The sequence below is a fragment of the Bradyrhizobium sp. CCBAU 45384 genome (assembly GCF_028128665.1).
Classification (GTDB): Bacteria; Pseudomonadota; Alphaproteobacteria; order Rhizobiales; family Xanthobacteraceae; genus Bradyrhizobium; species Bradyrhizobium manausense.
The window spans coordinates 360,233-381,794 of record NZ_LBIZ01000120.1; the positions used below are offsets into that span (position 1 = coordinate 360,233).

24 protein-coding genes and 1 tRNA gene are annotated in these 21,562 nt (G+C 65.3%); 19 read left to right on the forward strand and 6 right to left on the reverse strand.

The genetic code is table 11. The features are described from left to right. The first annotated feature begins 41 nt into the window (after positions 1-41). Both phnE (XH80_RS41435) and phnE (XH80_RS41440) read left to right on the forward strand, forming a co-directional pair. On the forward strand, positions 42-926 hold the full coding sequence (gene phnE, locus XH80_RS41435) for a phosphonate ABC transporter, permease protein PhnE (RefSeq protein ID WP_271603603.1): 885 nt from the start codon (positions 42-44) through the stop codon (positions 924-926). Next, positions 923-1,768: a phosphonate ABC transporter, permease protein PhnE gene (gene phnE / locus XH80_RS41440; RefSeq protein ID WP_271603604.1), complete on the forward strand. Its 846-nt coding sequence runs from the start codon at positions 923-925 to the stop codon at positions 1,766-1,768. The genes phnE (XH80_RS41435) and phnE (XH80_RS41440) overlap by 4 nt, the downstream gene beginning before the upstream one ends. 300 nt (positions 1,769-2,068) lie before the next feature. Here the strand turns inward: phnE (XH80_RS41440) and phnF are convergent, their stop codons facing one another. After that, positions 2,069-2,797, reverse strand: coding sequence for a phosphonate metabolism transcriptional regulator PhnF (gene phnF, locus XH80_RS41445; protein WP_271603605.1), 729 nt, complete (start codon positions 2,795-2,797; stop codon positions 2,069-2,071). Between the two features lie 118 nt (positions 2,798-2,915). Here phnF and phnG point away from each other — a divergent pair, with 118 nt between their 5' ends. The 11 genes from phnG to XH80_RS41500 all read left to right on the forward strand — a co-directional run bounded on the left by phnG (position 2,916) and on the right by XH80_RS41500 (position 11,639). Next, positions 2,916-3,380 carry a phosphonate C-P lyase system protein PhnG gene (gene phnG, locus XH80_RS41450; RefSeq protein ID WP_271603606.1) on the forward strand — a complete coding sequence of 155 codons (465 nt, stop codon included), beginning with the start codon at positions 2,916-2,918 and terminating at the stop codon, positions 3,378-3,380. A gap of 4 nt (positions 3,381-3,384) precedes the next feature. After that, complete coding sequence (phnH, locus tag XH80_RS41455) at positions 3,385-3,993, forward strand: phosphonate C-P lyase system protein PhnH (protein ID WP_271603607.1); 609 nt, start codon at positions 3,385-3,387, stop codon at positions 3,991-3,993. 4 nt (positions 3,994-3,997) lie between these two features. Then, on the forward strand, positions 3,998-5,113 hold the full coding sequence (locus XH80_RS41460; RefSeq protein ID WP_271603608.1) for a carbon-phosphorus lyase complex subunit PhnI: 1,116 nt from the start codon (positions 3,998-4,000) through the stop codon (positions 5,111-5,113). Then, on the forward strand, positions 5,110-6,006 hold the full coding sequence (locus XH80_RS41465) for an alpha-D-ribose 1-methylphosphonate 5-phosphate C-P-lyase PhnJ (RefSeq protein ID WP_271603609.1): 897 nt from the start codon (positions 5,110-5,112) through the stop codon (positions 6,004-6,006). Before XH80_RS41460 ends, XH80_RS41465 begins: the two co-directional genes overlap by 4 nt. Further along, the gene (gene phnK, locus XH80_RS41470; RefSeq protein ID WP_271603610.1) at positions 5,999-6,796 is read left to right on the forward strand and encodes a phosphonate C-P lyase system protein PhnK; all 798 of its coding nucleotides are present in this window, start codon (positions 5,999-6,001) and stop codon (positions 6,794-6,796) included. The genes XH80_RS41465 and phnK overlap by 8 nt, the downstream gene beginning before the upstream one ends. Positions 6,797-6,804: 8 nt before the next feature. After that, complete coding sequence (gene phnL, locus XH80_RS41475) at positions 6,805-7,503, forward strand: phosphonate C-P lyase system protein PhnL (RefSeq protein WP_271603611.1); 699 nt, start codon at positions 6,805-6,807, stop codon at positions 7,501-7,503. A gap of 5 nt (positions 7,504-7,508) precedes the next feature. Further along, positions 7,509-8,666 carry an alpha-D-ribose 1-methylphosphonate 5-triphosphate diphosphatase gene (locus XH80_RS41480; protein ID WP_271603612.1) on the forward strand — a complete coding sequence of 386 codons (1,158 nt, stop codon included), beginning with the start codon at positions 7,509-7,511 and terminating at the stop codon, positions 8,664-8,666. Then, a complete protein-coding gene (gene phnN / locus XH80_RS41485; protein WP_271603613.1) occupies positions 8,663-9,259 on the forward strand; it encodes a phosphonate metabolism protein/1,5-bisphosphokinase (PRPP-forming) PhnN in 597 nt (198 codons plus the stop codon). Before XH80_RS41480 ends, phnN begins: the two co-directional genes overlap by 4 nt. Positions 9,260-9,282: 23 nt before the next feature. Further along, complete coding sequence (locus tag XH80_RS41490) at positions 9,283-9,894, forward strand: pyridoxamine 5'-phosphate oxidase family protein (RefSeq protein WP_271603614.1); 612 nt, start codon at positions 9,283-9,285, stop codon at positions 9,892-9,894. A 568-nt stretch (positions 9,895-10,462) separates the two neighbouring features. Continuing rightward, positions 10,463-10,657, forward strand: a complete 195-nt coding sequence (locus XH80_RS41495; protein ID WP_271603957.1) for a hypothetical protein — start codon at positions 10,463-10,465, stop codon at positions 10,655-10,657. Between the two features lie 28 nt (positions 10,658-10,685). Next, a complete protein-coding gene (locus XH80_RS41500) occupies positions 10,686-11,639 on the forward strand; it encodes an aliphatic sulfonate ABC transporter substrate-binding protein (protein ID WP_271603615.1) in 954 nt (317 codons plus the stop codon). 6 nt (positions 11,640-11,645) lie between these two features. Here XH80_RS41500 and XH80_RS41505 read toward each other — a convergent pair whose 3' ends face one another. The 4 genes from XH80_RS41505 to XH80_RS41520 all read right to left on the reverse strand — a co-directional run bounded on the left by XH80_RS41505 (position 11,646) and on the right by XH80_RS41520 (position 15,567). After that, positions 11,646-12,146, reverse strand: a complete 501-nt coding sequence (locus tag XH80_RS41505; protein ID WP_271603616.1) for a DUF6496 domain-containing protein — start codon at positions 12,144-12,146, stop codon at positions 11,646-11,648. A gap of 68 nt (positions 12,147-12,214) precedes the next feature. Continuing rightward, entirely contained in the window at positions 12,215-12,997 is a 783-nt protein-coding gene (locus XH80_RS41510) for an alpha/beta fold hydrolase (RefSeq protein ID WP_271603617.1), read from the reverse strand. A 4-nt stretch (positions 12,998-13,001) separates the two neighbouring features. Then, the gene (locus XH80_RS41515) at positions 13,002-14,297 is read right to left on the reverse strand and encodes an O-acetylhomoserine aminocarboxypropyltransferase (RefSeq protein ID WP_271603618.1); all 1,296 of its coding nucleotides are present in this window, start codon (positions 14,295-14,297) and stop codon (positions 13,002-13,004) included. A 262-nt stretch (positions 14,298-14,559) separates the two neighbouring features. After that, positions 14,560-15,567: an LLM class flavin-dependent oxidoreductase gene (locus XH80_RS41520; RefSeq protein WP_271603619.1), complete on the reverse strand. Its 1,008-nt coding sequence runs from the start codon at positions 15,565-15,567 to the stop codon at positions 14,560-14,562. A 185-nt stretch (positions 15,568-15,752) separates the two neighbouring features. Here XH80_RS41520 and XH80_RS41525 point away from each other — a divergent pair, with 185 nt between their 5' ends. From XH80_RS41525 to XH80_RS41540, 4 genes are read left to right on the forward strand one after another with little or no spacing between them, the layout of a single operon-like run. Then, positions 15,753-16,253 (forward strand): hypothetical protein, encoded by a 501-nt coding sequence (locus XH80_RS41525; RefSeq protein WP_057759808.1) that lies wholly within the window; start codon positions 15,753-15,755, stop codon positions 16,251-16,253. 50 nt (positions 16,254-16,303) lie between these two features. Then, positions 16,304-16,879 carry a ferric reductase-like transmembrane domain-containing protein gene (locus XH80_RS41530; RefSeq protein WP_271603620.1) on the forward strand — a complete coding sequence of 192 codons (576 nt, stop codon included), beginning with the start codon at positions 16,304-16,306 and terminating at the stop codon, positions 16,877-16,879. A 46-nt stretch (positions 16,880-16,925) separates the two neighbouring features. After that, a complete protein-coding gene (locus tag XH80_RS41535) occupies positions 16,926-17,414 on the forward strand; it encodes a Crp/Fnr family transcriptional regulator (protein ID WP_271603621.1) in 489 nt (162 codons plus the stop codon). After that, on the forward strand, positions 17,411-18,100 hold the full coding sequence (locus XH80_RS41540; RefSeq protein WP_271603622.1) for an HAD-IA family hydrolase: 690 nt from the start codon (positions 17,411-17,413) through the stop codon (positions 18,098-18,100). The genes XH80_RS41535 and XH80_RS41540 overlap by 4 nt, the downstream gene beginning before the upstream one ends. 1,085 nt (positions 18,101-19,185) lie before the next feature. On the opposite strand, the gene XH80_RS41545 is transcribed toward XH80_RS41540, so the two are convergent. Then, positions 19,186-19,260: transfer RNA gene (locus XH80_RS41545), tRNA-Thr, on the reverse strand. Positions 19,261-19,575: 315 nt separating this feature from the next. Between XH80_RS41545 and XH80_RS41550 the strand changes: the two genes are divergently transcribed. Both XH80_RS41550 and XH80_RS41555 read left to right on the forward strand, forming a co-directional pair. Then, complete coding sequence (locus XH80_RS41550) at positions 19,576-19,758, forward strand: hypothetical protein (protein ID WP_271603623.1); 183 nt, start codon at positions 19,576-19,578, stop codon at positions 19,756-19,758. Positions 19,759-19,846: 88 nt separating this feature from the next. Then, positions 19,847-21,511, forward strand: a complete 1,665-nt coding sequence (locus tag XH80_RS41555; protein WP_271603624.1) for an FAD-dependent oxidoreductase — start codon at positions 19,847-19,849, stop codon at positions 21,509-21,511. Positions 21,512-21,562 lie beyond the last annotated feature (51 nt).

The window sequence follows — 21,562 nt, forward strand, 5'->3', positions numbered from 1 at the left end:
TCGATGGACCCGGCTCTTTTCTTGATGGATCTGTGCCTTCGATGACGGTTGCGGTTTCGATCCTTCCCGAGCAGCAGCTCGCCGCCCTCAACGCCGCCTATCGCGAGGCAGTCGCACGCAAGCGCCTGCGCCTGCTGGCGGGCTTCACGTTGTTCGTCGCCGCGCTGATCGTGGCCTCGATCGGCGCCGAGGTGAATTTGCGCACCTTCTTCACTTATTTCGGCAACTTCGTCAGCTACTTCAATCGCATCCTCACCCTCGACAGCGGCCAGCGGGTCTGGACCGATCTCGGCGAGTGGTTCTGGGGCCTGCACAAATGGCTGAAGCTGCTCGGCGAGACGCTGCTGATCTCCTATGTCGGCACGCTGATCGGCGCCGTTCTTGCCTTCCTGCTCAATTTCTTCTCCGCCGAGAACACCTCGCCCGCGCCCTGGCTGCGCTTCACCGTCCGGCGCCTGCTTGAGTTCGCGCGCACGGTGCCAGGCATCGTGTTCGCGCTGATCTTCGTCATGGCCTTCGGCCTCGGTCCGGTCGCGGGCGTGCTCGCGATCGCGATTCATTCCACCGGCGCGCTCGGCAAGCAGTTTTCCGAGATGGTCGAGAACGCCGACATGAAGCCGGTCGAGGGCATCCGCTCCACCGGCGCGAGCTGGGTGTCGTGCATGCGCTTTGCGATCCTGCCGCAGGTCTCGGCGGGTTACGCCAGCTACGCGCTGCTGCGTTTCGAGATCAATGTGCGCGAGGCCTCGGTGATGGGCTTTGTCGGCGCCGGCGGCATCGGGCAGGAGCTGATCGTCGGGATCCGAAAATTCTACTACTCCGACGTCAGCGCCATCCTCGTCACCATCATCGTCACGGTGTTCCTGATCGACATCACCACCGGCTGGGTGCGCGGCCGCCTGTTCGGCAAGGAGGCGCGGAATTGAATAAGCCGCAGGACGTCAACACCGAGAAGCTCCGCGCGCGCTACCCTGACGTCTTCGACCGTCCGGTATCGGCACGCCTGGCGACGCCGGCGATGCTCATCGCGGCTCTTGCGATCTTCGTGTTCGGCCTGGTCGATCTCGATTTCTCGCCGGCGCGTTTCATCTCGGGCCTAAGCCAGCTCGGCTGGATCAGCATGATGATGATGCCGCCCGATCCCGGATCGTCGCTCCCGCTCTATCTCAAAGCGCTGGGCGAGACGCTGTCGATCGCGCTGCTCGGCACCACGCTGGCCGCCTTGCTGGCGCTGCCCGTCAGCCTGCTTGCGGCCCGCAATATCGTCCCTAACATCGTCCGTTTCCCGGTGCGGCGGTTCCTGGATTCGATCCGCGGCGTCGATACGCTGATCTGGGCGCTGGTGTGGATCAATGTGGTCGGGCTCGGCCCGTTCGCCGGCGTTCTCGCGATTGCCGTGGCGGATTTCGGTGCGTTCGGAAAGTTGTTCTCGGAGGCGATCGAAGGCGCCGATCAGAAGCAGGTCGAGGGCATCCGCGCCTCCGGCGGCAGCGCGCTGCACGAGATCCGCTTCGGCCTGATGCCGCAGGTGCTGCCCGTCATCGCCGGCCAGGTGCTGTATTTCATCGAATCGAACACGCGCTCGGCCACCATCATCGGCATCGTCGGCGCCGGCGGCATCGGCCTCCAGCTCGCCGAGCAGATCCGCGTGCTGGAATGGCAGAAGGTGTCGTTCCTGATCCTGATGATCCTGGTCGCCGTCGCGGGAATCGATTTCATCTCGGGCAAGCTGCGCTTTGCGATCATTGGTAAGCGGGCAGTGGCCTGAGCACCGCTGCCGTAGGGTGGGTTAGCCGTAGGCGTAACCCACCACTGTCCGTCTCCGCGGAGACAAAAGAGGTGGGTTACGCCTTCGGACTGCGCTTCGCGCAGCCGCAAGGCTAACCCACCCTACGGCTCTGCGGTTCGCGATCATTGGGCGAAGGGCGGCGGCCTGAGCACCGCTGCTTTAGGGTGGGCAAAGCAAAGCGTGCCCACCATCTCTAGCGATCGAGAAAGACGTGCGCACGGCGCAAGAGCGCCTTTGCCCACCCTACGGCTCCGTTTTCCTGGAGAGAGCGAGCTCCCCCTACGGCTCCACCAAAAACTCCACCCGCTCTGCGGCAAAGCGCGAATGCTTCGTCACCAGCGGCTTGCCCTCGAGATCGAGGTCCGTCGCGTCGACCACCAGGATCGGCCGTCCCAGCGGCAGATCGAGCCGCGCGGCATCGGTCGCATCGACGATGCCGGCGGTGATCCTGGTGGCGCCGCGGCGGTAGTCGCGGATCCCGTAGTGCTCGAGCATCTTCGTCATCGAGCGCGTGGCTGAGAACACCGTGCCGGCGCCCGGAAATCGCTCCGCCGACAGCCAGGTGGTGGAGACGCAGATCGGCGTGCGGTCGGCGAGGCGGATGGCTTCGATCCGCACCAGCGGCGCGCCGGTCTTCACGCCCAATTCCCGTGCAAGCTCGCGCGTTGCGGCATCCTCTGACGCCTCGATCAGCCGGCCATGCGGCTCGCGGCCCTCGGCGCCGACGATCTCCGAGAAGCGCGTGCGCGAGCGCAAGGGATAAGCCAGCTTCTGCGCCTCGACATAGGTTCCGCTGCCGCGCTCGGCGCGCACGATGCCGCGTTCGGCAAGGGCTGCGAGCGCGCGCCGCACGGTGTGGCGGTTGACGCGATAGGTTTCGGCGATCTCCATCTCGCCCGGCAATTTGTCGCCGGCGGCAAAGCGGCCGTCGGCGATGCCGCGCTCGATGCCGTCGGCAACGAGGCGCCACAGCGCGACGCCCGAGGAAGCGGTGTCCTGCATGCTCATCTCGGCGATCAGCCTAGCCCTAAAATCACACGCTTGTCACGAAACAGTCATGGCGTTTCCGTATGAAGTTGTCTATTATCATAGACAACTTCAATTCGGCAAGTTTGGTGGAAGGCCGGTGGATTCGGTGACCCAGCACAATACCCAGCAAGCCCAGCGCAAGGCCGCCATGGCCGTGCTGGCGCACGCGGAGGCAGGCGAGATCGCCGCTTGCCTCCGCACGATTCCATTGCCCGGCCATCAGGATTTGCGCGAACCGGAAAACGGCCTGGTGATGCTGCGCGGCCGAGTCGGCGGCGATGGCGCGCCGTTCAATCTCGGTGAGGCGACCGTGTCGCGCGCTGCGGTGCGGCTTGCCAGCGGCGAGGTCGGCTTCGGCTACACGCTCGGGCGCAACAGTGAGAAGGCACGGTTGATCGCGCTGTGCGACGCGCTGGTGCAGTCGCCCGATTTCGGCGTCGCCGTCGAGCGCGACGTAATCGCTCCGTTGCGTGAGCAGCTTATGGTCAGACGCAAGCAGCAGGCCGAAGAGACGGCTGCGACCAAGGTTGATTTCTATACCATGGTGCGCGGTGAAGGGTGAGGCCATGACAACGATTGCGGAACTGCCGCCGGGATTCGCCGACAAGGTGTTGTCGGCGCAATCGACCTTTCGCTCGGTCATGGACGCAATGGCACGGCCCGGCACGGTCCAGCGCATCGTGCCGATTGCGGGAACGCCCGATACGATGATGCGCGGCACCGCCGCGATTGCGCTGACGCTGTTCGATCACGACACGCCACTATGGCTCGATGCGCGCATGGCCGAGAGCACCGACGTTCTGAAATGGCTCAAGTTTCACACCGGTGCGCCGGTGGTGCAGGATTCGTCGATCGCAGCCTTCGCGCTGATCGGCGACGGCGTGTTGCTGCCCAATCTTACGCGGTTCGCGCTCGGCACCAACGAATATCCGGATCGTTCGACCACCGTGATCATTCAGGTCGAGAGCCTGGACGCAGGACAAAACTTCGAGCTCCGCGGTCCCGGCATCGACTGCGTCGCGACGCTTGAGGCGTCGTTCAAGCCGTTCGACCTGTTCGAGCAGCTGCGCTTCAACGAGACGCTGTTTCCGCGCGGCATCGACGTGGTGCTGGTCGCCGATGATGCCGTGGTCGCGATCCCGCGCACGACCCGAGTTGCGAGCAAGGGAGGCTAGAGGCATGTATGTCGCAGTCAAAGGCGGCGAACGCGCCATCGAGAACGCCCATCGCCTGCTCGCCAATGCCAGACGCGGCGATCAAAACGTTGCGGAAATCTCGCTCGACCAGATCTCCGAACAGCTTGGCCTCGCCGTCGATCGCGTCATGAGCGAGGGCTCGCTCTATGACCGCGAACTCGCGGCGCTCGCGATCAAGCAGGCGCGCGGCGATCTGATCGAGGCGATCTTCCTGGTCCGGGCCTTCCGCGCCACCCTGCCGCGCTTCGGCGCCAGCGAGCCGGTCGACACCGGCGCGATGCGGGTGCAGCGGCGGGTGTCCTCGACCTTCAAGGACATTCCCGGCGGCCAGATCCTCGGGCCGACCTTCGACTACACGCATCGCCTGCTCGATCCCTCGCTCGCCCAGGGTTTTGTGCCGGAAGCTCCGGCCGTGGGCGAAGCCTCAACGGCGCCGACGCCGCGCGTGACCGACATCCTCGGCCGCGACGGGCTGATCGAATCCTCGCCACAGGCTGAAGACGGTGCCGTCGTCGGCGATCTCACGCGGGAGCCGCTGAACTTTCCGGCGGACCGCGACCTGCGCCTGCAAAATCTCGCGCGCGGCGACGAAGGCTTCTTGCTGGCGATGGGCTATTCCACCCAACGCGGTTACGGCCGCAATCACCCCTTCGCGGGCGAGATCCGCTTCGGCGAGGTTGAGGTCGAATTCGCAGCTGAGGACGTCGGCTTTGCCGTGCCGCTTGGTTCGATCGAACTGACCGAATGCCAGATGGTCAACCAGTTCAAGGGCTCGGCAACCGAAGCGCCGTGCTTCACCCGCGGCTATGGCCTCGCCTTCGGCCAGAGCGAGCGCAAGACCATGTCGATGGCGCTGGTCGATCGGGCGCTGCGTTCCCGCGAGCTCGGAGAAGAGGCCCTCGCCCCGGCGCAAGATGAAGAATTCGTGTTGTCGCATTCGGACAACGTCCAGGCGACCGGATTCGTCGAGCATCTGAAGCTGCCGCATTACGTCGACTTCCAGTCCGAGCTTGGCCTCTTGCGCAAGCTGCGCAAGGAATTTGCCGAAGCTTCTGCCGAAGCCAATACGCCCGATGCCATGAAGGAGGCCGCGGAATGAACGCGCCCGCCTACAACTTCGCTTATCTGGACGAGCAAACCAAGCGGATGATCCGCCGCGCCATCCTGAAAGCGATCGCGATCCCCGGTTATCAGGTGCCGTTCGCCAGCCGTGAAATGCCGATGCCCTATGGCTGGGGCACCGGCGGCGTGCAGGTGACCGCCGCGATCCTGGGACCTGGGGACGTGCTGAAGGTGATCGATCAGGGCTCGGACGACACCACCAACGCGATTTCGATCCGCAAATTCTTCGCCAAGACCGCGGGCGTCGCCACCACGACGTCGACCGACGAGGCGACCGTGATCCAGACCCGTCACCGCATCCCGGAGACCGCGCTGCACGAAAAGCAGGTGCTGGTCTATCAGGTGCCGATCCCCGAGCCGCTGCGCTTCCTCGAGCCGCGCGAGACCGAGACCCGCCGCATGCACGCACTCGCCGAATATGGCCTGATGCATGTGAAGCTTTATGAGGACATCGCCCGCTTCGGTCACATCGCGACTGCCTACGCCTATCCGGTCAAGGTGAACGCGCGCTACGTGATGGACCCGTCGCCGACGCCGAAATTCGACAATCCGAAGATGGACAATTGCCCGGCCTTGCAATTGTTCGGCGCCGGCCGCGAGAAGCGCATCTACGCGATCCCGCCCTACACTCAGGTGGTGTCGCTCGATTTCGAGGATCACCCGTTCGAGCCGTATCGTTTCAACGCGCCCTGCGCGCTGTGCGGCGCCGAAGACTCTTATCTCGACGAGATCGTCACCGATGACAAGGGCAGCCGCATGTTCGTCTGCTCCGACACCGACTATTGCGAGGGCCGTCAGGCCGCCGGCCATCACGGTGCCCTGAGCGCTGCGCCCTACAAGGACAAGGCGCCGGAGGCATCCAATGGCTGATCAGGATATTCAGGAAGCCGATCAGCCATTGCTGATCGCAAACTCCCTCAGCAAGTCCTACGGCCGCATCGCCGCCTGCCGTGACGTGTCGTTCGCGCTCTATCCGGGCGAGGTGCTGGCGATCGTCGGCGAATCCGGCTCCGGCAAGTCGACATTGCTGCAAATGCTGTCGGGCCAGCTCGCAGCGAGCGACGGGCAGGTATTCTATCGGATGCGCGACGGCGTCACCCGCGATCTCGCCTCGCTCGGCGAGGCCGAGCGTCGCCTCTTGTTTCGCACCGATTGGGGCTTTGTGCATCAGGACCCCGCGCAGGGCCTGCGCATGGCGGTCTCGGCCGGCGCCAATGTCGGCGAGCGATTGATGGCCGTGGGCTGGAACCATTACGGCCGGATTCGCGAAAGTGCTTCCGATTGGCTCACCCGGGTCGAGATCGACGTCGCGCGTATCGACGATGCGCCGCGGACCTATTCCGGCGGCATGCGCCAGCGCCTCCAGATCGCGCGCAACCTCGTCACCGGGCCGCGGCTGGTGTTCATGGATGAGCCGACCGGCGGTCTGGATGTCTCCGTGCAAGCGCGCCTGCTCGATCTCCTGCGCAACCTCGTCGCCGAGTTGCATCTCGCGGTCGTTATCGTCACCCACGATCTCGCGGTGGCGCGTCTCCTCTCGCATCGCGTGATGGTGATGAAGGGCGGCCGCGTCATCGAGACAGGTCTCACCGACCAGGTGCTCGACGATCCGCGTGAGCCCTACACCCAGCTCCTCGTCTCCTCGATTCTGCCGCCATGAGCTCTGCAATGACCGCCATGATCGACATCGCCGACGCCGGCAAGACCTTTACGATGCACCTGCAAGGTGGCATCGAGCTGCCTGTCGTGCGCGGCGTGACCTTTCAGGTCCAGCCGGGCGAGTGTGTCGTGCTGTCCGGCCCGTCAGGCGCCGGCAAATCCTCGATCCTGAAGATGATCTTCGGCAATTACCGCTGCGATTCCGGCCGCATCGGCATCCGCCATCGCGGCGAGGTGATCGATCTCGCCACCGCCGAGCCACGGCAAGTGCTCAACGTCCGTCGCGCCACCATCGGCTATGTCAGCCAGTTCCTGCGCGCGGTGCCGCGGGTGGCGACCATCGACGTCGTCGCCGAGCCGCTGATCGCTGGTGGGATGAGCCGAACCGATGCGCAAGCCCGCGCCGGCGAGCTGCTGCATCGCCTCAACATCCCTGAAAGGCTCTGGCGGCTGCCGCCCGCGACTTTCTCCGGCGGCGAGCAGCAGCGCGTCAACATCGCGCGCGGCTTCATCTCGGACCTGCCGATCCTGCTGCTGGACGAGCCGACCGCGTCGCTCGACGCTGCCAACCGCGCCGTCGTGGTCGCGCTGATCGCCGAGAAGAAGCGCCAGGGCGTCGCCATGGTCGCCATTGTCCATGACGACGAAGTCAGGCATTTGATTGCCGACCGCATCGTCGACGTCACCAGCTTTGCCGCCGCGGCCTGAAGGACATGGAAATGAAGCCGAAGGACACAGTGATTGCCAACGCCAGGATCGTGCTGGCGGACCGGGTGATCGAACAGGGCTGGCTTGCGCTTGCCGACGGACGCATCGCCGGGATCGGTGAGGGCAGGGCGCCCGCGGGTGCGGAGGATGCCGGCGGCGATCTGATCATGCCCGGCCTGATCGAGCTGCACACCGATCATCTCGAAGCGCATTACGTGCCGCGCCCAAAGGTATTCTGGAATCCCGTCGCGGCCGTGATCTCCTATGACGGCCAGCTTGCGACCTCAGGCATCACCACCGTGTTCGACTCGCTCCGTGTCTGGCGCGAGGACGGCGCCGAGGAGGTCGATGGCCGCGCCGGCGTGCTCGCTGCGGCCATCACGACCGCGCGCGATTCGCATCTGTTGCGCGCCGACCACTTCCTGCATCTGCGCTGCGAAATCCCGATGCCGAGCGTGGTCGAGGAAGCCAAGGAGCTGATCGACCGGCCCGACGTCAAGCTGATGTCGCTGATGGACCATACCCCCGGCCAGCGCCAGTTCCGCGATGAAGTGAAGCTGCGCGACTATTATCGCGGCAAGGGCGGCGGCATGACCGACGCCGAGCTCGACGAGCTGTTCGCAAGGCGCTTCGATTATCAGAAGAAATACGGCGCGGCCAACATGCGCGAGATCGTGGCGCTGGCGCATCGGTACAGGATTCCGCTGGCGAGCCATGATGACACCACCGCGGAAAACGTCGCCGACGCCGTGCGTGACGGCGTCGCGGTGGCGGAATTCCCGACCACGCTCGAGGCCGCGCGCGGCCTGCACCAGGCCGGCATCGACATCCTGATGGGCGCGCCCAACGTGGTGCGCGGCGGCTCGCATTCCGGCAACATCGCCGCGATCGACCTTGCCCGCGAAGGCCTGCTCGATATCCTGTCGTCCGACTACATCCCGTCCAGCCTCTTGATGGGCGCGCTGCAATTGCCCGAGCATGCGCCGTCGATCAGCCTGCCGGCGGCGGTGCGCACCGTGACCAAGGCGCCGGCTGATGCGGTCGGCCTCACCGACCGCGGCGAGATCGCAATCGGCAAGCGGGCCGATCTGATCCGCGTCCATGTCGCCGGCAGCGTTCCCGTGGTGCGCAGCGTCTGGCGCGAAGGGGGCCGCGTCGCATGAGCGAGACCACGGCCACGGCGCAGGGCAAGGCGGCGGCGATTGGCCCCGGCCGCCTCGTGCTCGTGGTCGGGCCAAGCGGCGCCGGCAAGGACACGCTGTTGCGGCTGGCGCAGGCAGCCTGCGCCGATGATCACGATATCGTCTTCCCGCGGCGTGTCGTGACGCGTGCCGCCTCGGCCGACGAGGACAATATCGCAATGAGCCCGGACGAATTCGCCCGCGCGCGCGAGCACGGCGATTTCGCCGTGCATTGGGACGCGCACGGGCATTCCTATGCACTGCCGCTGGAGATCAACGACGACATCCGCGCCGGGCGTGCTGTCGTCGTCAATGTCTCGCGCACCGTGATATCAGCCTTGCGCCAGGCCTATGCCAATGTCATCGTGGTCGCGATCACGGCGCCGCCGGACCTGCTGGCGCAGCGACTTGCCGCGCGGGCGCGAAACAGCGACGGCAACATCGCCGACCGGCTCGCGCGCAACGTCGATGACACGGCGGCGCAGGCTGATGTTACAATCTTCAACGCCGGCAGTGCCGATGATCACAGCCGCCAGCTCGTGCGCGTGATCAGGGATGAAGGCTGGCGCGAATAGCGGGCAGAACGGGAGAAAATGGAATGACGGTGATCAAGACGGTCGAGGAGTTAGAGGCCATCTACGGCGCCACCAACGACGCCTCGACCGTGAAAGTCGCCGACCACGTCACCCCGCTCTACCGCGTCTTCATTGAGAAGGCGCCGTTCGCGGCGCTCGCCACCATCGGCCCCGAAGGCATCGACTGCTCACCGCGCGGCGATCTTCCCGGCTTCGTTCGTATCCACGATCCCAAGACGCTGATGCTGCCGGATCGCCGCGGCAACAACCGAATCGATTCCTTGCGCAACATCGTGCGTGACCCCCGCGTGTCGCTGATGTTCCTGATCCCCGGCTCCGGCAACGCGGTCCGTGCCAACGGCCGCGCGCATCTCTCTGTTGATCCGGAGCTGCTCTCTTCGTTCAAGGTTGAAAGCAAGGCGCCGCGCAGCGTCATGGTGATGCATGTGGACGAGATCTATTTCCAATGCGCCCGCGCCATCGTCCGCGCCGACCTCTGGAATCCCGACAAGCGCGTCGACCCGAAGACCTTGCCGACGCCTGGGCAGATCCTTGCCGAGATGAGCGAGAACAAGGTCGGCGGCGCGGAGTATGACCGCCTCTGGCCGGAGCGCGCCGCCGCGACGATGTGGTGAGCTCTCTCCACGAATTCGGAATCGTAGGGTGGGCAAAGGCGCACTTGCGCCGTGCCCACCACCCGTTCGACATCGCAATAGAAGGTGGGCACGCTTCGCTTTGCCCACCCTACGGCAATCTCCGAGCTTGGAAGAGGGTGCCTTCAGATTGACCACGATGGCGTGGCCGCCCTGCCGTGTCGTCCTCCCGCGTTTCTCTGCGGCCCCTCTGGGCAACGGTACCACGCTAGGGACCCCCTGCGTGTTGACATCATCGCGAGATGATTTCGGCTGCGGCGGCTTGCGCGCAGAGAAGCGCGCACACGCGACCGCGGCAAATATGGATAGCCATTTCATTGACCGATCGGGTCAATCCCTCGATATTCGAAACGTCGGAACTGCATCGTCGAGCCGAAGGCTGCCGGATGACATCGAATGACCAGCGAGTGAGAGGCGACATGCGCAAGCGCATGATGCGTCGCTGCGTCTCGGCCGCGACCGGCGCCTGTTGTTGCTGCTGATCGCCGAGCCAAAATCCCGATCGCAGTCTCTTGACAGGAACGCCGACCCGTTCGGCGAACGAGCAGCCATGCCCAAAGCCTATATCATCGAAGTTCACGACCGCACCGCCGGCATCATCGCCAGCGACGAGCGCGGTTTCCGCTTCTTCTCCTCAGAACGCCTGTTCGACAGCCTCGAGGGCCGCCAGTTCCGGTCGGCCCGGGATGCCGAACGCGCCGCACGCGCCGTGTTCGCGGAGCGCCGGCACCTTGTCACAATCTGAGCACCAGCAGACCGAAAGGACTTTGCAAATGATCACGCGACGACACATCATCGCCGGCGCTCTGTTGCTGGCAGGTGCGGCGGGTTCGCCCGTGCGCGCCGAGGACAAGCCGGCCGAAATCCGCATCGGCACGCAGAAGGGCGGTTTCTTCCCCGCCGTACGCCAGCGCCAGACGCTGGAGAACGCCTTCAAGCCGCTCGGCATCGAGATCAAGTGGATCGACTTCCAGTTCGGTCCACCGCTGCTGGAAGCCATCAATGTCGGCAGCGTCGATTTCGGTTATGTCGGCGATGCGCCGCCGATCTTCGCGCAGGCCGGCGGCGCCAGGATCCGCTACGTCGCTGCGGTGAAATCGGAAGGCAACACCCAGGCGATCATCGTGCCGAAAGACTCGGCCATCAAGACGCTGGCCGATCTCAAGGGCAAGCGCGTCGCCTTCGGCAAGGGATCGAGCGCGCATAATCTGCTGGTCGCCGCGCTCGAAAAGGCCGGCCTGTCCTGGTCCGACATCACGCCCGCGCCACTCGCGCCGGCCGATGCGACGGCGGCCTTCGTCAAGGGCTCGGTCGATGCCTGGTCGATCTGGGATCCGTATCTGGCGCTCGCCGAATTGAAGGAGAACGCGCGCGTCATCGCTTTCGACAAGGACGTGCACAAGCCGAACGCCTTCTACATCGCGAATACCGATTTCGTGGAAAAGTATCCGTCGCTCGTCGCGAAGCTCAACACCACCTTTGCCACCGAAGGCGCCTGGGCCAACCAGCACCACGAGGAGGTCGCCAGGGCACAGGCGGAGGCAACCGGCGTCGATATCGAGGCCGTCAGGCGCTTCGTGGATCGCTCCAACTTCCGGGTCGTGCCGCTTGATGCCGAGGTGATCGCAACCCAGCAGGCCGTGGCCGACCGCTTTGCCAAGCTCGGCTTGATTCCGAAGCCGGTCACCGTCTCCGACATCGTCTGGAAGTGGACGCCGGGCTCCTGAGGCGGATCAACTCCGGCGGCGCGCCCTGGTGCGCGCCGCCTTCTTTGCGGCGGCGGAGCGGACCCTGGCACCCTTGGTTTGGCTCGCTTTGCGCGCAGCCGCCGAGCGGGACGCAGCGGACCGCCGCTTTGCGGCGCTTTTGCCCTGCTTCGACAGCGCGCTCCGCGATGCGGTCGAGCGTGGCTCCTTCTTCAGGACCCTCTCGACGGCGCGCGACACTTTCGGCCGGCGCTTCGGCGTGCGTTTGCCCTGACCGACCTCATAGGCATATTCTGCGCTTCTGCGCGTCGACTTCTTTGCGCCTTTGCGCGGCGGCGGCAGATCGACCCCGGCGCGGCGCGCCTCGGACAGGCCGATGGCAATGGCCTGTTTGGTCGAGCGTGCGCCGTGCTTGCCTTTCCTGATCTTGTCGATCTCGTCCTTGACGAATTCGCCGGCCTGCGTGCTGGCCGATTTGCCGGCGCGCTTGTCCTGCTTGGCTTTGCGAATGATTTCCTGTCTTGGCATGCGTCGAGTTCCCTTTTGCAGTCGCAGGGATGTTCGACAGCAACGCGCCGACGCGACAATTGATCCGATCAGCCTTTCAGTGCCGCGAGCAGCTCATCCGGACGCTCCGCCATGATCATATGGCCCGCGCCCGGCACGACGACGGTCTTCGCATGCGGGATCGCCGCCGCAAGCGCCTTGCCTGCCTTCGCGGGGGTCATCATGTCCCGTTCGCCAAGGATCAGCGTGGTCGGAACCTTGACGGTCGCGGCCGCCGCAAGCGCATTCGCATAGGCATTGCAGGCCGACAAATCCCTGAACAGCACGCCCGGCTCGCAAGCTTGCAGCACAGCCTGCGCGCCGCCATGCATCCACAGGCCCGGCGCGAGGCTGCCGCCGAGCTCGGCCTTGAAGCCAAGGCCCCAGATCGAGACCATGTCGTTGGCATCCTGCGAATTGGCCTCGGCGGCCTTGAGCAGGTCCGGGCCAACCGTCATGGTCGCCGCCGTGCCGATCAGGCTCAGCGCCGAGACCTTGTCGGGATGACGCGCGGCCGTCTCCAGCGAGATCAGCGATCCCATGGAATGGCCGATCAGATGCGCTTTCGCAGCTCCCGCCGCATCGAGCAGCGCCGCTGTCCAGTCGGCCATGTCAGCAATGCTTCCGAGCGAGGGTCCCGCCGAGCGGCCGTGACCGGGCAGGTCAGGCGCGATCACGCCGAAACCATGATGGGCGAACCAACGGGTATGCAGCGCCCAGCTCGAATGGTCGAAGCCGGCGCCATGCAGGAAGACCACCGTCGGCAGGGATTTGTCGAATTCACGGCCGCCGGTCGCGGCAAATATTTCGGCGCCGTTGACGGAAAGCATCATGGTGTCAAACCTTCTGCGAGATGCGCAGCGCCTGCGCGAGATCGTCGATGATGTCGGAGGCGCTCTCGATGCCGACCGAGAGCCGCACCAGTTCCTCGCCGATGCCGGCAGCCCTGAGCTGCTCGGCATCCATCTGCTGATGCGTCGTCGAGGCCGGGTGGATCACCAGCGTCTTGGCGTCGCCGACATTGGCGAGATGGCTGATCATGCGCAAGCTTTCGATGAATTTCCGGCCGGCGGCCCGGCCGCCCTTGATGCCGAAGGAGATGATCGAGCCGGCGCCGCGCGGCAGCAGCGTCTTGGCGAGCTGATAGTCCGGGTGATTCTCCAGCGCGGGATGCAGCACCCAGTCGACCGCCTTGTTGGACTTCAGCGCCTCCAGCACGGATAGCGTATTCTGCATGTGCCGGTCCATGCGCACGCCCAGCGTCTCGACGCCCTGCAGCAGCTGGAACGCGTTGGTCGGCGATAGACACGCGCCGAAATCGCGCAATCCTTCCGTGCGTGCGCGCATGATGAAGGCCGCGGTGCCGAACTGCTCGTCGAAGACGATGCCGTGATAGCCGCCATAGGGCTCGGTCAGCACGCCGAATTTTCCGGAGTCGCGCCAGTCGAAGCGGCCGCCGTCGACGATGGCGCCGCCGATCGCAATGCCATGGCCGCCGATCCATTTGGTGGCCGAATGCATGACGATGTCGGCCCCTAGCTCGATCGGGCGGCTGAGATAGGGCGTGGCAAAGGTGTTGTCGATCAGCAGCGGGATTTTGGCCTCATGCGCGATTGCCGCGACCTTGGGTATGTCGAGCACCTCCAGCCCTGGATTGCCGATGGTCTCGCCGATCACCAGCCTGGTGTTCGGTTTGATCGCGGCGCGGAACGCGTCGAGATCGCGCGGCTTCACGAAACTCGTGGTGATGCCGAAGCGCGGCAGCGTATGCGCCAAAAGGTTGATGGTGCCGCCATAGAGCGAGCTCGACGCCACGATGTGGTCGCCCGCGTTCAGCAGCGTCGCGATGGCGAGATGCATCGCCGCCATGCCGCTCGCGGTACAGATCGCGCCGACACCACCTTCCAGCGCCGCAAGCCGTTCTTCCAGCACGCCGGTGGTCGGGTTGGAGATGCGCGTGTAGATGTGGCCGGCGCGCTCCAGATTGAACAGCGCCGCCGCATGGTCGGAGTCCTGGAACACGTAGGACGTGGTCTGGTAGATCGGCACCGCGCGGGCGCCGGTGGCTGGATCCGGATGCTGGCCCGCATGCAGGCTCAGGGTCTCGAAGGCAGGCGGTTTTGGCGCGGGCATGCGTGGCCTCAAAGGTCGGTCGGTGATAGCGGCCCTTGTGCCACAAAAACATGCGCGACGTCAGCCCATTGCTGGATTGAAGTGAGCTCCAGCTACGCGGGCAGTGCGCTCCCTCTCCCGCCTGCGGGAGAGGGTCGGGGTGAGGGCTCTTTCCTCAGGGGATTGTCCCATCGCGGAGACACCCGCTCCCCAACCCTCTCAGCGCGAGCGAAGCTCGTCGCGCCGCAAGCGGGGGAGGGAGCGCACCTTCATCGCTGTACGATCACGCCGCCCGCTGCTTCGCAATCCGGTCCCGCACTTCGGCCGCGATCTCGAACGAGCGCAGCCGTGCGGCGTGATCGTAAATCTGGCCCGTGGTGATCAGCTCGTCCGCCGCGGTGTCGGCGATCAGCGCCTTCAGCTTCTCCTCGACCACCGCGGGCGAGCCGACGGCGGAAATCGCCAGCGACTGCGCGACGCCGGCTTTCTCGGCCGGCGACCACAGCGCATCCATGTCGTCCACCGGCGGCGGCAAAGGTCCGGGCGTGCCGCGGCGCAAATTGATGAACTGCTGCTGCAGCGAGGTGAACATCCGCTGCGCCTCGACATCGCTGTCGGCGGCAAACACATTGACGGCGACCATGGCATAGGGTTTTTCGAGCTGAGCCGACGGCTCGAACCGCGCGCGATATTCGCGCAGCGCCGGCATCAGCATCTGCGGCGCGAAATGCGAGGCGAACGCGAACGGCAGCCCGAGCATCGCCGCAAGCTGTGCGCCGAACATGCTGGAGCCGAGGATCCATAGCGGCACCTTCGTGCCCATGCCGGGCACGGCGCGGATCGCCTGGTTCGGCTTGGGGTCGCTGAGCAGCGCCTGCAATTCCAGCACGTCATGCGGAAAGTTTTCGGCAGCCGTCGCCAGGTCGCGCCGCATCGCCCGCGCGGTGAGCTGGTCGGTGCCCGGCGCACGGCCGAGGCCAAGATCGATCCGGCCGGGATAGAGCGACTCCAGCGTTCCGAACTGCTCGGCGATGACAAGCGGCGAATGGTTCGGCAACATCACCCCGCCGGAGCCGACGCGGATCGTTTTCGTGCCGCCCGCGACGTGAGCGATCACCACAGAGGTCGCCGCGCTCGCAATCCCCGTCATGTTGTGATGCTCGGCGAGCCAGAACCGCTTGAAGCCCCATTGTTCGGCGTGCTGCGCCAGATCGAGCGAATTGCGAAACGCCTGCGCGGCGTCGGAACCCTGTTTGATGGGCGCGAGGTCGAGCACGGAGAAGGGCATCATGGGGGACTACCGAAGTGTGGGAACCGCGCGTCTGAGAGAGCGACATGTAGTGTCGCGGCGCGGGATGGGTAGAGCCTCCTTCACAACCCTGTTATGGCGGCCCATGACGCCCGTCGTCTCAGCTGGGCGTTTCGTGCCTGTTGGTGTAGCCTCTGTGCCGCGCCACCGTTGCCAGGAGGACAGACATGACCCTTGTCGTACTCAACCGCCGCAACCTGCTCATCGGCGGCGGCTCCGTGCTGGCGTCGGGCGTCCTGGCCGCCGGCGCATCCGGGCTGCTGCCTGCCCGCGCGGAAGGCCTCGCGCCGACGGAGTCGATGACCGGCGGCGCCAACAACTACCGCAAGGGCGCGCCGATCGTGGAGCGCATCGGCAAGGGCGGCTTCTGGATGAGCGGCACCGTGCGCCGCGCCGGCGATGGAGCACCGCTCGCCGGGCAGCGCATCCAGATCTGGGCGCACACGGTCGAAGGCCAGGAGCACGAGCCGCAGAGCCACGGCGCCACGCTCACCGACAAGGACGGCGCCTTCCGGCTCGAAATGCCGCAGATCATTCCGATCTTCGGCCAGCCGCATGGTCACCTCGCCTATGACAGCGGCGAGTTCAAGACCGTCTTCCTGCGGCCGATCATGCGCAGCGCCAAGGACACCAGCCTCGAGGCGCACTTCGTGCTTCAGCCGGCCTGACCGGGTTGCAGGTGAAGGGCGGAAGATTTCTGATCTGGCCCGCCCTCGCTGTGGCCGTCGGCGTGCCGATCGCACTCGCCGCGACGAGCGAGCAGCTCGCATGGCGCGGCCCGGTCTACATCCTCGCAGGTTTCGCTGGCATCGTCGCCCTCGCTTTGGTGCTGGTTCAGCCGCTGTTGATCGGGGGAGTTCTGCCGGGACTATCGGCCTATCGCAACAGGCGCGCCCATCACTGGATCGGCGGCGCGCTGGCCCTGGCCGTGGTGATCCACGTCGCCGGCCTCTGGTTCACCAGCCCGCCCGACATGATCGACGCGCTGACTTTCTCATCGCCGACCCCGTTCTCTCCCTTTGGCGTGATCGCCATGTGGGCGATCTTCGCCGTCGCGCTGCTGGCACCCCTGCGTCGGCGGCTGGGCCTGCGCCTGCGCACCTGGCGGTTCATCCATATCCCGCTCGCGATCGTCATCGTCGTGTGCGGCGTGGTCCATTGCCTGCTGATCGAGGGAACGATGGAGACCATCTCGAAGGCGGCACTGTGTGCGCTCGTGCTCGCGGCAACCGGCAAGGTGATGGTCGACCTGTGGCGAAAACGCACGCTGCGCGGCGGTGAGTTGAGTTCGTAGCCGCTGCCATCTTGCCGCAACTGATGAGGAGACTTATCCTCGCGCCATGACGGCCAGCTCCCCCGATCTGAAAGCGTTCCTGCTCGCGACGCCGTTCTTCGGCGGCCTCACCGACGCGAGCCTCGACCTGCTGATCTCGATGCTGGTGGAGTGCCGCTTCGATGCCGGCGCGACCGTGGTGGCGGAGGGGGAGCAGGGCCGCTCGATGTTCATCGTCAAGTCCGGCCGGCTGGCGGTCAGCAAACGGGCGGATTCGGGAAGCGTCATCCCGATCTCCGTCCTGGAGCGTGGTGATTTCTTCGGCGAGATGACGCTGATCGAAATGCAGAACCGTTCCGCCACGGTGGTTGCGGAGAGCGAGACCGTGCTGTACGAGCTTTCAGCGCAAAAGCTCTACGCCTGCTACAAGGCCGACATCCACGCCTATGTCATCGTCCTGCAAAACATCAATCGCGAGCTGTGCCGGCGGCTAAGGCGCGCCGACAATCGCATCACGAGGCGTCAATTGGGCGGCGAGGACACCTCCGCGAGATGAATCTACGCGTAACTCCCGAGCTCATTATTTTCGATTCTGATGGCGTTCTGGTCGATAGCGAGATCATCGCCCTCACGGTCTTCGCCCGCGTCGCAGCCGAGGAGGGCGTCGCGATCAGCGTCGAGGACGCCATCCGGTCATTCCGAGGGGTGAAGATGGCCGATTGCGTGAGCGAGATCGAGCGTCGTCTCGGCCGCGGCGTCAGGGAGACGTTCGTTGCCGACGTTCGACAGGCAACGGCGCTGGCGTTTGATGCCGAACTGAAGCCCGTCGAAGGAATTCATGGCGCGCTGGCTGAGATCAAAGTTCCGGTCTGCGTGGCGTCCAACGGGCCGATGTCGAAGCTCACGCATGCGCTCGGATTGACGCAGCTTCTTGCGCACTTCCAGGGCCGCATTTTCAGTGCCTACGAGGTCGGCTCGTGGAAGCCGGATCCCGGCCTGTTCCTGCATGCCGCGCAAACGATGGGTGCTCATCCCTCGGCCTGCGTTGTTGTCGAGGATTCGTTGGCCGGAGCCCGCGCAGCAAAGGCCGCGGGAATGAAAGTCTTGGGTTTTGCCGGCGGTCATCCGGACGCCGCGCAGGAGTTGGCCGCGATCTGCGACGACGTCTTTCACCGCATGGGCGATTTGCCGGCGTTGCTGGCAGGTCCCTGGAGAGAGAGCGTAGTGCGTAGGATGGGTTGAGCTCTAGCGAAACCCATCATGCTTTGTTGCCGAACGAGAGGCTGATGGGTTTCGCTTCGCTCTACCCATCCGACGAAGCTACGAAGCAGCTCGCTGATCCGCCTACAGCAGCGCCAACGAGTGCAGCGAATTTCTATGAAGGCCGAAGGCCACCAGGCCGGAGAGAAGCAGTGCAGTCCCAGTCACGATCAGGCAAAACGCAAACACTGTCGGAAGCCCCTGGTTCGTCTTGAATGGCCGGGACGATAATGGATAAAATTTTACCGACAATCGAAAGGAACAATTAACCTTACCTGGGCGGTCGAACACGCGGTGCGTGGGATGGGTAGAGCGCAGCGAAGCCCATCGTGTTCGTAGCCCGGATGCAGCGAAGCGCAATCCGGGAGGACCAACCCGTCGGGCAAAACACCCCGCTTTCTACCAAACCCCGTCAATCCCCTCCCGCAAAAATATTCCACTTTACCGAAATTCGGTTTTACGGCATTCTCTCGCCATCCCGGCCCGGTGGAGAGGGGCGATCGTACGTCGTCACGAACGTGGGTCGGGGAAGCGGTGGACGCAGCAAGCGCCGGCGCGGATGTGAGGGCAGGGGCGGAGGATTGAGCCGAACCCCGTGAGCCCGGCACAAGCCGTGTCGTACGAACGGCGCCTGTATCCGGCGACGCTCTCGGCCCAGGCCGGCTTGTCCGGCGAGGCCCTCTTGGGCGAAGACGGGCTGCGTACGGCAAAACCGTGTGGTCTCGGCCGTCGTCGCTACGGTCAAGCCTCGCGAATGCGGCATTGGCGTCAACCGGCGCGGTGGCGGTGAATTTCGTGAGGTGACGGAGGCAAAGGGAATTCGTCTCCGGGGAGAGCACGGCATAAGCCGTCCAACCATCGCGCAGGGAAGGCCGCGTGTTCGGCGTCACCTGTATGCTGCTGTGCGGTCTCCTTGCGCTACACTTTCGCGCAGCGGACCGCGGGTGCCCGTCGGCACCCGGTCTTCCCTGCGCCCTCTTCAAGGAAGGAGGGCAATGGAGACGCGCAAACTCGGGCGTTTCGTGCCGCGAGAATGCCTGCTCACGCTCATTTTCGAAGATGAAAAATGGTGCTGCCAGACAGGATTGAACTGTCGACCTCTCCATTACCAATGGAGTGCTCTACCACTGAGCTACGGCAGCATGTGCTGGGATCAGAATCGGCCGCTACGGGGGGCCTACCAAGCGGGCCGATATCTGCCACAGGCCTCCCCGCTGTGCAAGCTTGCATGACCCGTCCAAACGAGAAAATCGGGCCGATATCGGGGTTATTACGGCTGTTTCGGCTCGAAACGACCGACTTTTCGGCCGATTTCGGTTCCGGCCCCGCCAACTGGCCAGTTGGCCGGTGCGACGGATTCGCCCCATTTTGGATTTCGCACGATTGGGACCATCAGGGCCTCTTGAGCTGCCGCAATCGCTGGGCATGTTACTGCGGACCCGCTGTATGGACCCGCGATGGCTGACCAGACCGACAAGACGACGAGACAGGACCGCACATCGCGGGACGATCGCCTGAAGTCGGCGCTGCGGGAGAACCTGAAGCGGCGCAAGGCGCAGGCGCGCGAGCGCGCCGCAAGCGCCGACCCCTCGCAAGATGGCGATGGGTCCCTAGATGAGGGCACCGCCGGCAAGACCTGAGACTGAAAGCGGGCGGCTGAAAATTCTTGGAGTGCATGCAGTGACCACGGGGCAAGACGAATCACACCGAACCGATCGCGACGCGCAGATGGCGCGTTTCACCCGCCCCGAGCAGACGTTTCCGACGCTGACGCCTGCCGAGATCGAACGTCTCAGGAATTTCGGCGAGCTTCGCACCTACAAAGACGGCGAACTGCTGTTCGAGACCGGCAAGCCGGGGCCGGGCATGTTCGTCGTGCTGAAGGGCGATGTCGCCATCAGCCAGCGCGATGGACTCGGCAATGTGTCCCCGGTGATCGACCAGGGGCCCGGCCAGTTTCTGGCCGAGCTCGGCCAGCTCTCCGGCCGCCCGGCGTTGGTCGATGGCCGCGCCGAAGGCGAGGTCGAGACGCTGCTGTTGCCGCCGGAGCGCCTGCGCGCACTGCTGGTTGCCGAAGCCGAGCTCGGCGAGCGCATCATGCGCGCGCTGATCCTGCGCCGGGTCAATCTGCTGCAGGCCGGCGTCGGCGGCATCGTGCTGATCGGCCCGTCGCATTCGGCCGGCGTGGTGCGTTTGCAGGGCTTTCTCACCCGCAACGGCCAGCCGCATCATCTGCTCGATCCCGACAAGGATCGCGACGCCGCCGAGGTGATCGCGCGCTATTCGCCCAAGCCGGAGGACTGGCCGCTGGTCGTCACCCCCGACGGCGCGGTGCTGCGCAACCCCGGCGAAACCGAGCTTGCGCGCGCGATAGGCATGATCGGCGGCCCGCGCAATGACCGCATCTACGACGTCGCGATCGTGGGCTGCGGCCCGGCGGGGCTTGCGACCGCCGTGTATGCGGCGTCCGAAGGACTATCGGTCGCCGTGCTCGATATCAGAGCCTTCGGCGGCCAGGCCGGCGCCAGCGCCCGCATCGAAAACTATCTGGGCTTTCCGACCGGGATTTCCGGCCTGGCGCTGACCGCGCGCGCCTTCAACCAGGCGCAAAAATTCGGCGCCGACATCATGATCCCTGTCACCGCGAAGTCGCTCGACTGCTCGCGCAAGGACGGCGCGTTCGCCGTGGCGCTCGACGGCAGCGATCCCCTGCGGTCGCGCTCGGTGGTGGTTGCCAGCGGCGCGCGCTATCGCCGGCCTGATATCGCCAATCTCGACAAGTTCGAGGGCCGCGGTGTCTGGTACTGGGCCTCTCCGGTCGAAGCAAAACTGTGCGCCGGCGAGGAGGTGGCGCTGGTCGGCGCCGGCAATTCGGCGGGACAGGCGGCGGTGTTTCTCTCGGGCCACGCCCGCAAGGTGCTGATGATCATCCGCGGCGGCGGCCTTGGCGCCAGCATGTCGCGCTATCTCATCGAGCGCATCGAGGCGACGCCGAACATCGAATTGCTGTTCAACACCGAGATCACGGCGCTCGAAGGCGACGAGGCCTCGCTGCTGCGGCGGATCCGCTGGAAGAGCCGGCTGTCCGATGACGAGGATTCCGCCGATATCAAGAACCTGTTTCTGTTCGTCGGCGCCGACCCCGCCACCAGCTGGCTCGACGGCTGCGGCGTGACGCTCGATCGCGGCGGGTTCGTGGTCACGGGCGCGCAGTCCGAGCTGAACCAGGGCAGGCCGGTGGCGCCGCTCGAGACCTCGGTGCCCGGCGTCTACGCCGTCGGCGATGTCCGCTCCGGCTCGGTCAAGCGCGTCGGCGGCGCCATCGGCGAGGGCGCACAGGTGGTGGCCTCGCTGCACGCCTATCTCGGCGACGCCGCAAAACCGGCGCTTTAGTCAAGCAGAAGACAAGCAGACGGCAAGTCGAATGAGGCTTGCAGTTTTGTC

Coding starts and splice junctions, on each gene's coding strand:
- phnE (WP_271603603.1), top strand. CDS start 42: ATGACGGTTGCGGTTTCGATCCTTCCCGAGCAGCAGCTCGCCGCCCTC.
- phnF (WP_271603605.1), bottom strand. CDS start 2,797: ATGAGCATGCAGGACACCGCTTCCTCGGGCGTCGCGCTGTGGCGCCTC.
- phnH (WP_271603607.1), top strand. CDS start 3,385: ATGACAACGATTGCGGAACTGCCGCCGGGATTCGCCGACAAGGTGTTG.
- XH80_RS41460 (WP_271603608.1), top strand. CDS start 3,998: ATGTATGTCGCAGTCAAAGGCGGCGAACGCGCCATCGAGAACGCCCAT.
- XH80_RS41465 (WP_271603609.1), top strand. CDS start 5,110: ATGAACGCGCCCGCCTACAACTTCGCTTATCTGGACGAGCAAACCAAG.
- phnK (WP_271603610.1), top strand. CDS start 5,999: ATGGCTGATCAGGATATTCAGGAAGCCGATCAGCCATTGCTGATCGCA.
- phnL (WP_271603611.1), top strand. CDS start 6,805: ATGACCGCCATGATCGACATCGCCGACGCCGGCAAGACCTTTACGATG.
- XH80_RS41480 (WP_271603612.1), top strand. CDS start 7,509: ATGGAAATGAAGCCGAAGGACACAGTGATTGCCAACGCCAGGATCGTG.
- phnN (WP_271603613.1), top strand. CDS start 8,663: ATGAGCGAGACCACGGCCACGGCGCAGGGCAAGGCGGCGGCGATTGGC.
- XH80_RS41490 (WP_271603614.1), top strand. CDS start 9,283: ATGACGGTGATCAAGACGGTCGAGGAGTTAGAGGCCATCTACGGCGCC.
- XH80_RS41495 (WP_271603957.1), top strand. CDS start 10,463: ATGCCCAAAGCCTATATCATCGAAGTTCACGACCGCACCGCCGGCATC.
- XH80_RS41500 (WP_271603615.1), top strand. CDS start 10,686: ATGATCACGCGACGACACATCATCGCCGGCGCTCTGTTGCTGGCAGGT.
- XH80_RS41505 (WP_271603616.1), bottom strand. CDS start 12,146: ATGCCAAGACAGGAAATCATTCGCAAAGCCAAGCAGGACAAGCGCGCC.
- XH80_RS41510 (WP_271603617.1), bottom strand. CDS start 12,997: ATGATGCTTTCCGTCAACGGCGCCGAAATATTTGCCGCGACCGGCGGC.
- XH80_RS41515 (WP_271603618.1), bottom strand. CDS start 14,297: ATGCCCGCGCCAAAACCGCCTGCCTTCGAGACCCTGAGCCTGCATGCG.
- XH80_RS41520 (WP_271603619.1), bottom strand. CDS start 15,567: ATGATGCCCTTCTCCGTGCTCGACCTCGCGCCCATCAAACAGGGTTCC.
- XH80_RS41525 (WP_057759808.1), top strand. CDS start 15,753: ATGACCCTTGTCGTACTCAACCGCCGCAACCTGCTCATCGGCGGCGGC.
- XH80_RS41535 (WP_271603621.1), top strand. CDS start 16,926: ATGACGGCCAGCTCCCCCGATCTGAAAGCGTTCCTGCTCGCGACGCCG.
- XH80_RS41540 (WP_271603622.1), top strand. CDS start 17,411: ATGAATCTACGCGTAACTCCCGAGCTCATTATTTTCGATTCTGATGGC.
- XH80_RS41550 (WP_271603623.1), top strand. CDS start 19,576: ATGGCTGACCAGACCGACAAGACGACGAGACAGGACCGCACATCGCGG.
- XH80_RS41555 (WP_271603624.1), top strand. CDS start 19,847: ATGGCGCGTTTCACCCGCCCCGAGCAGACGTTTCCGACGCTGACGCCT.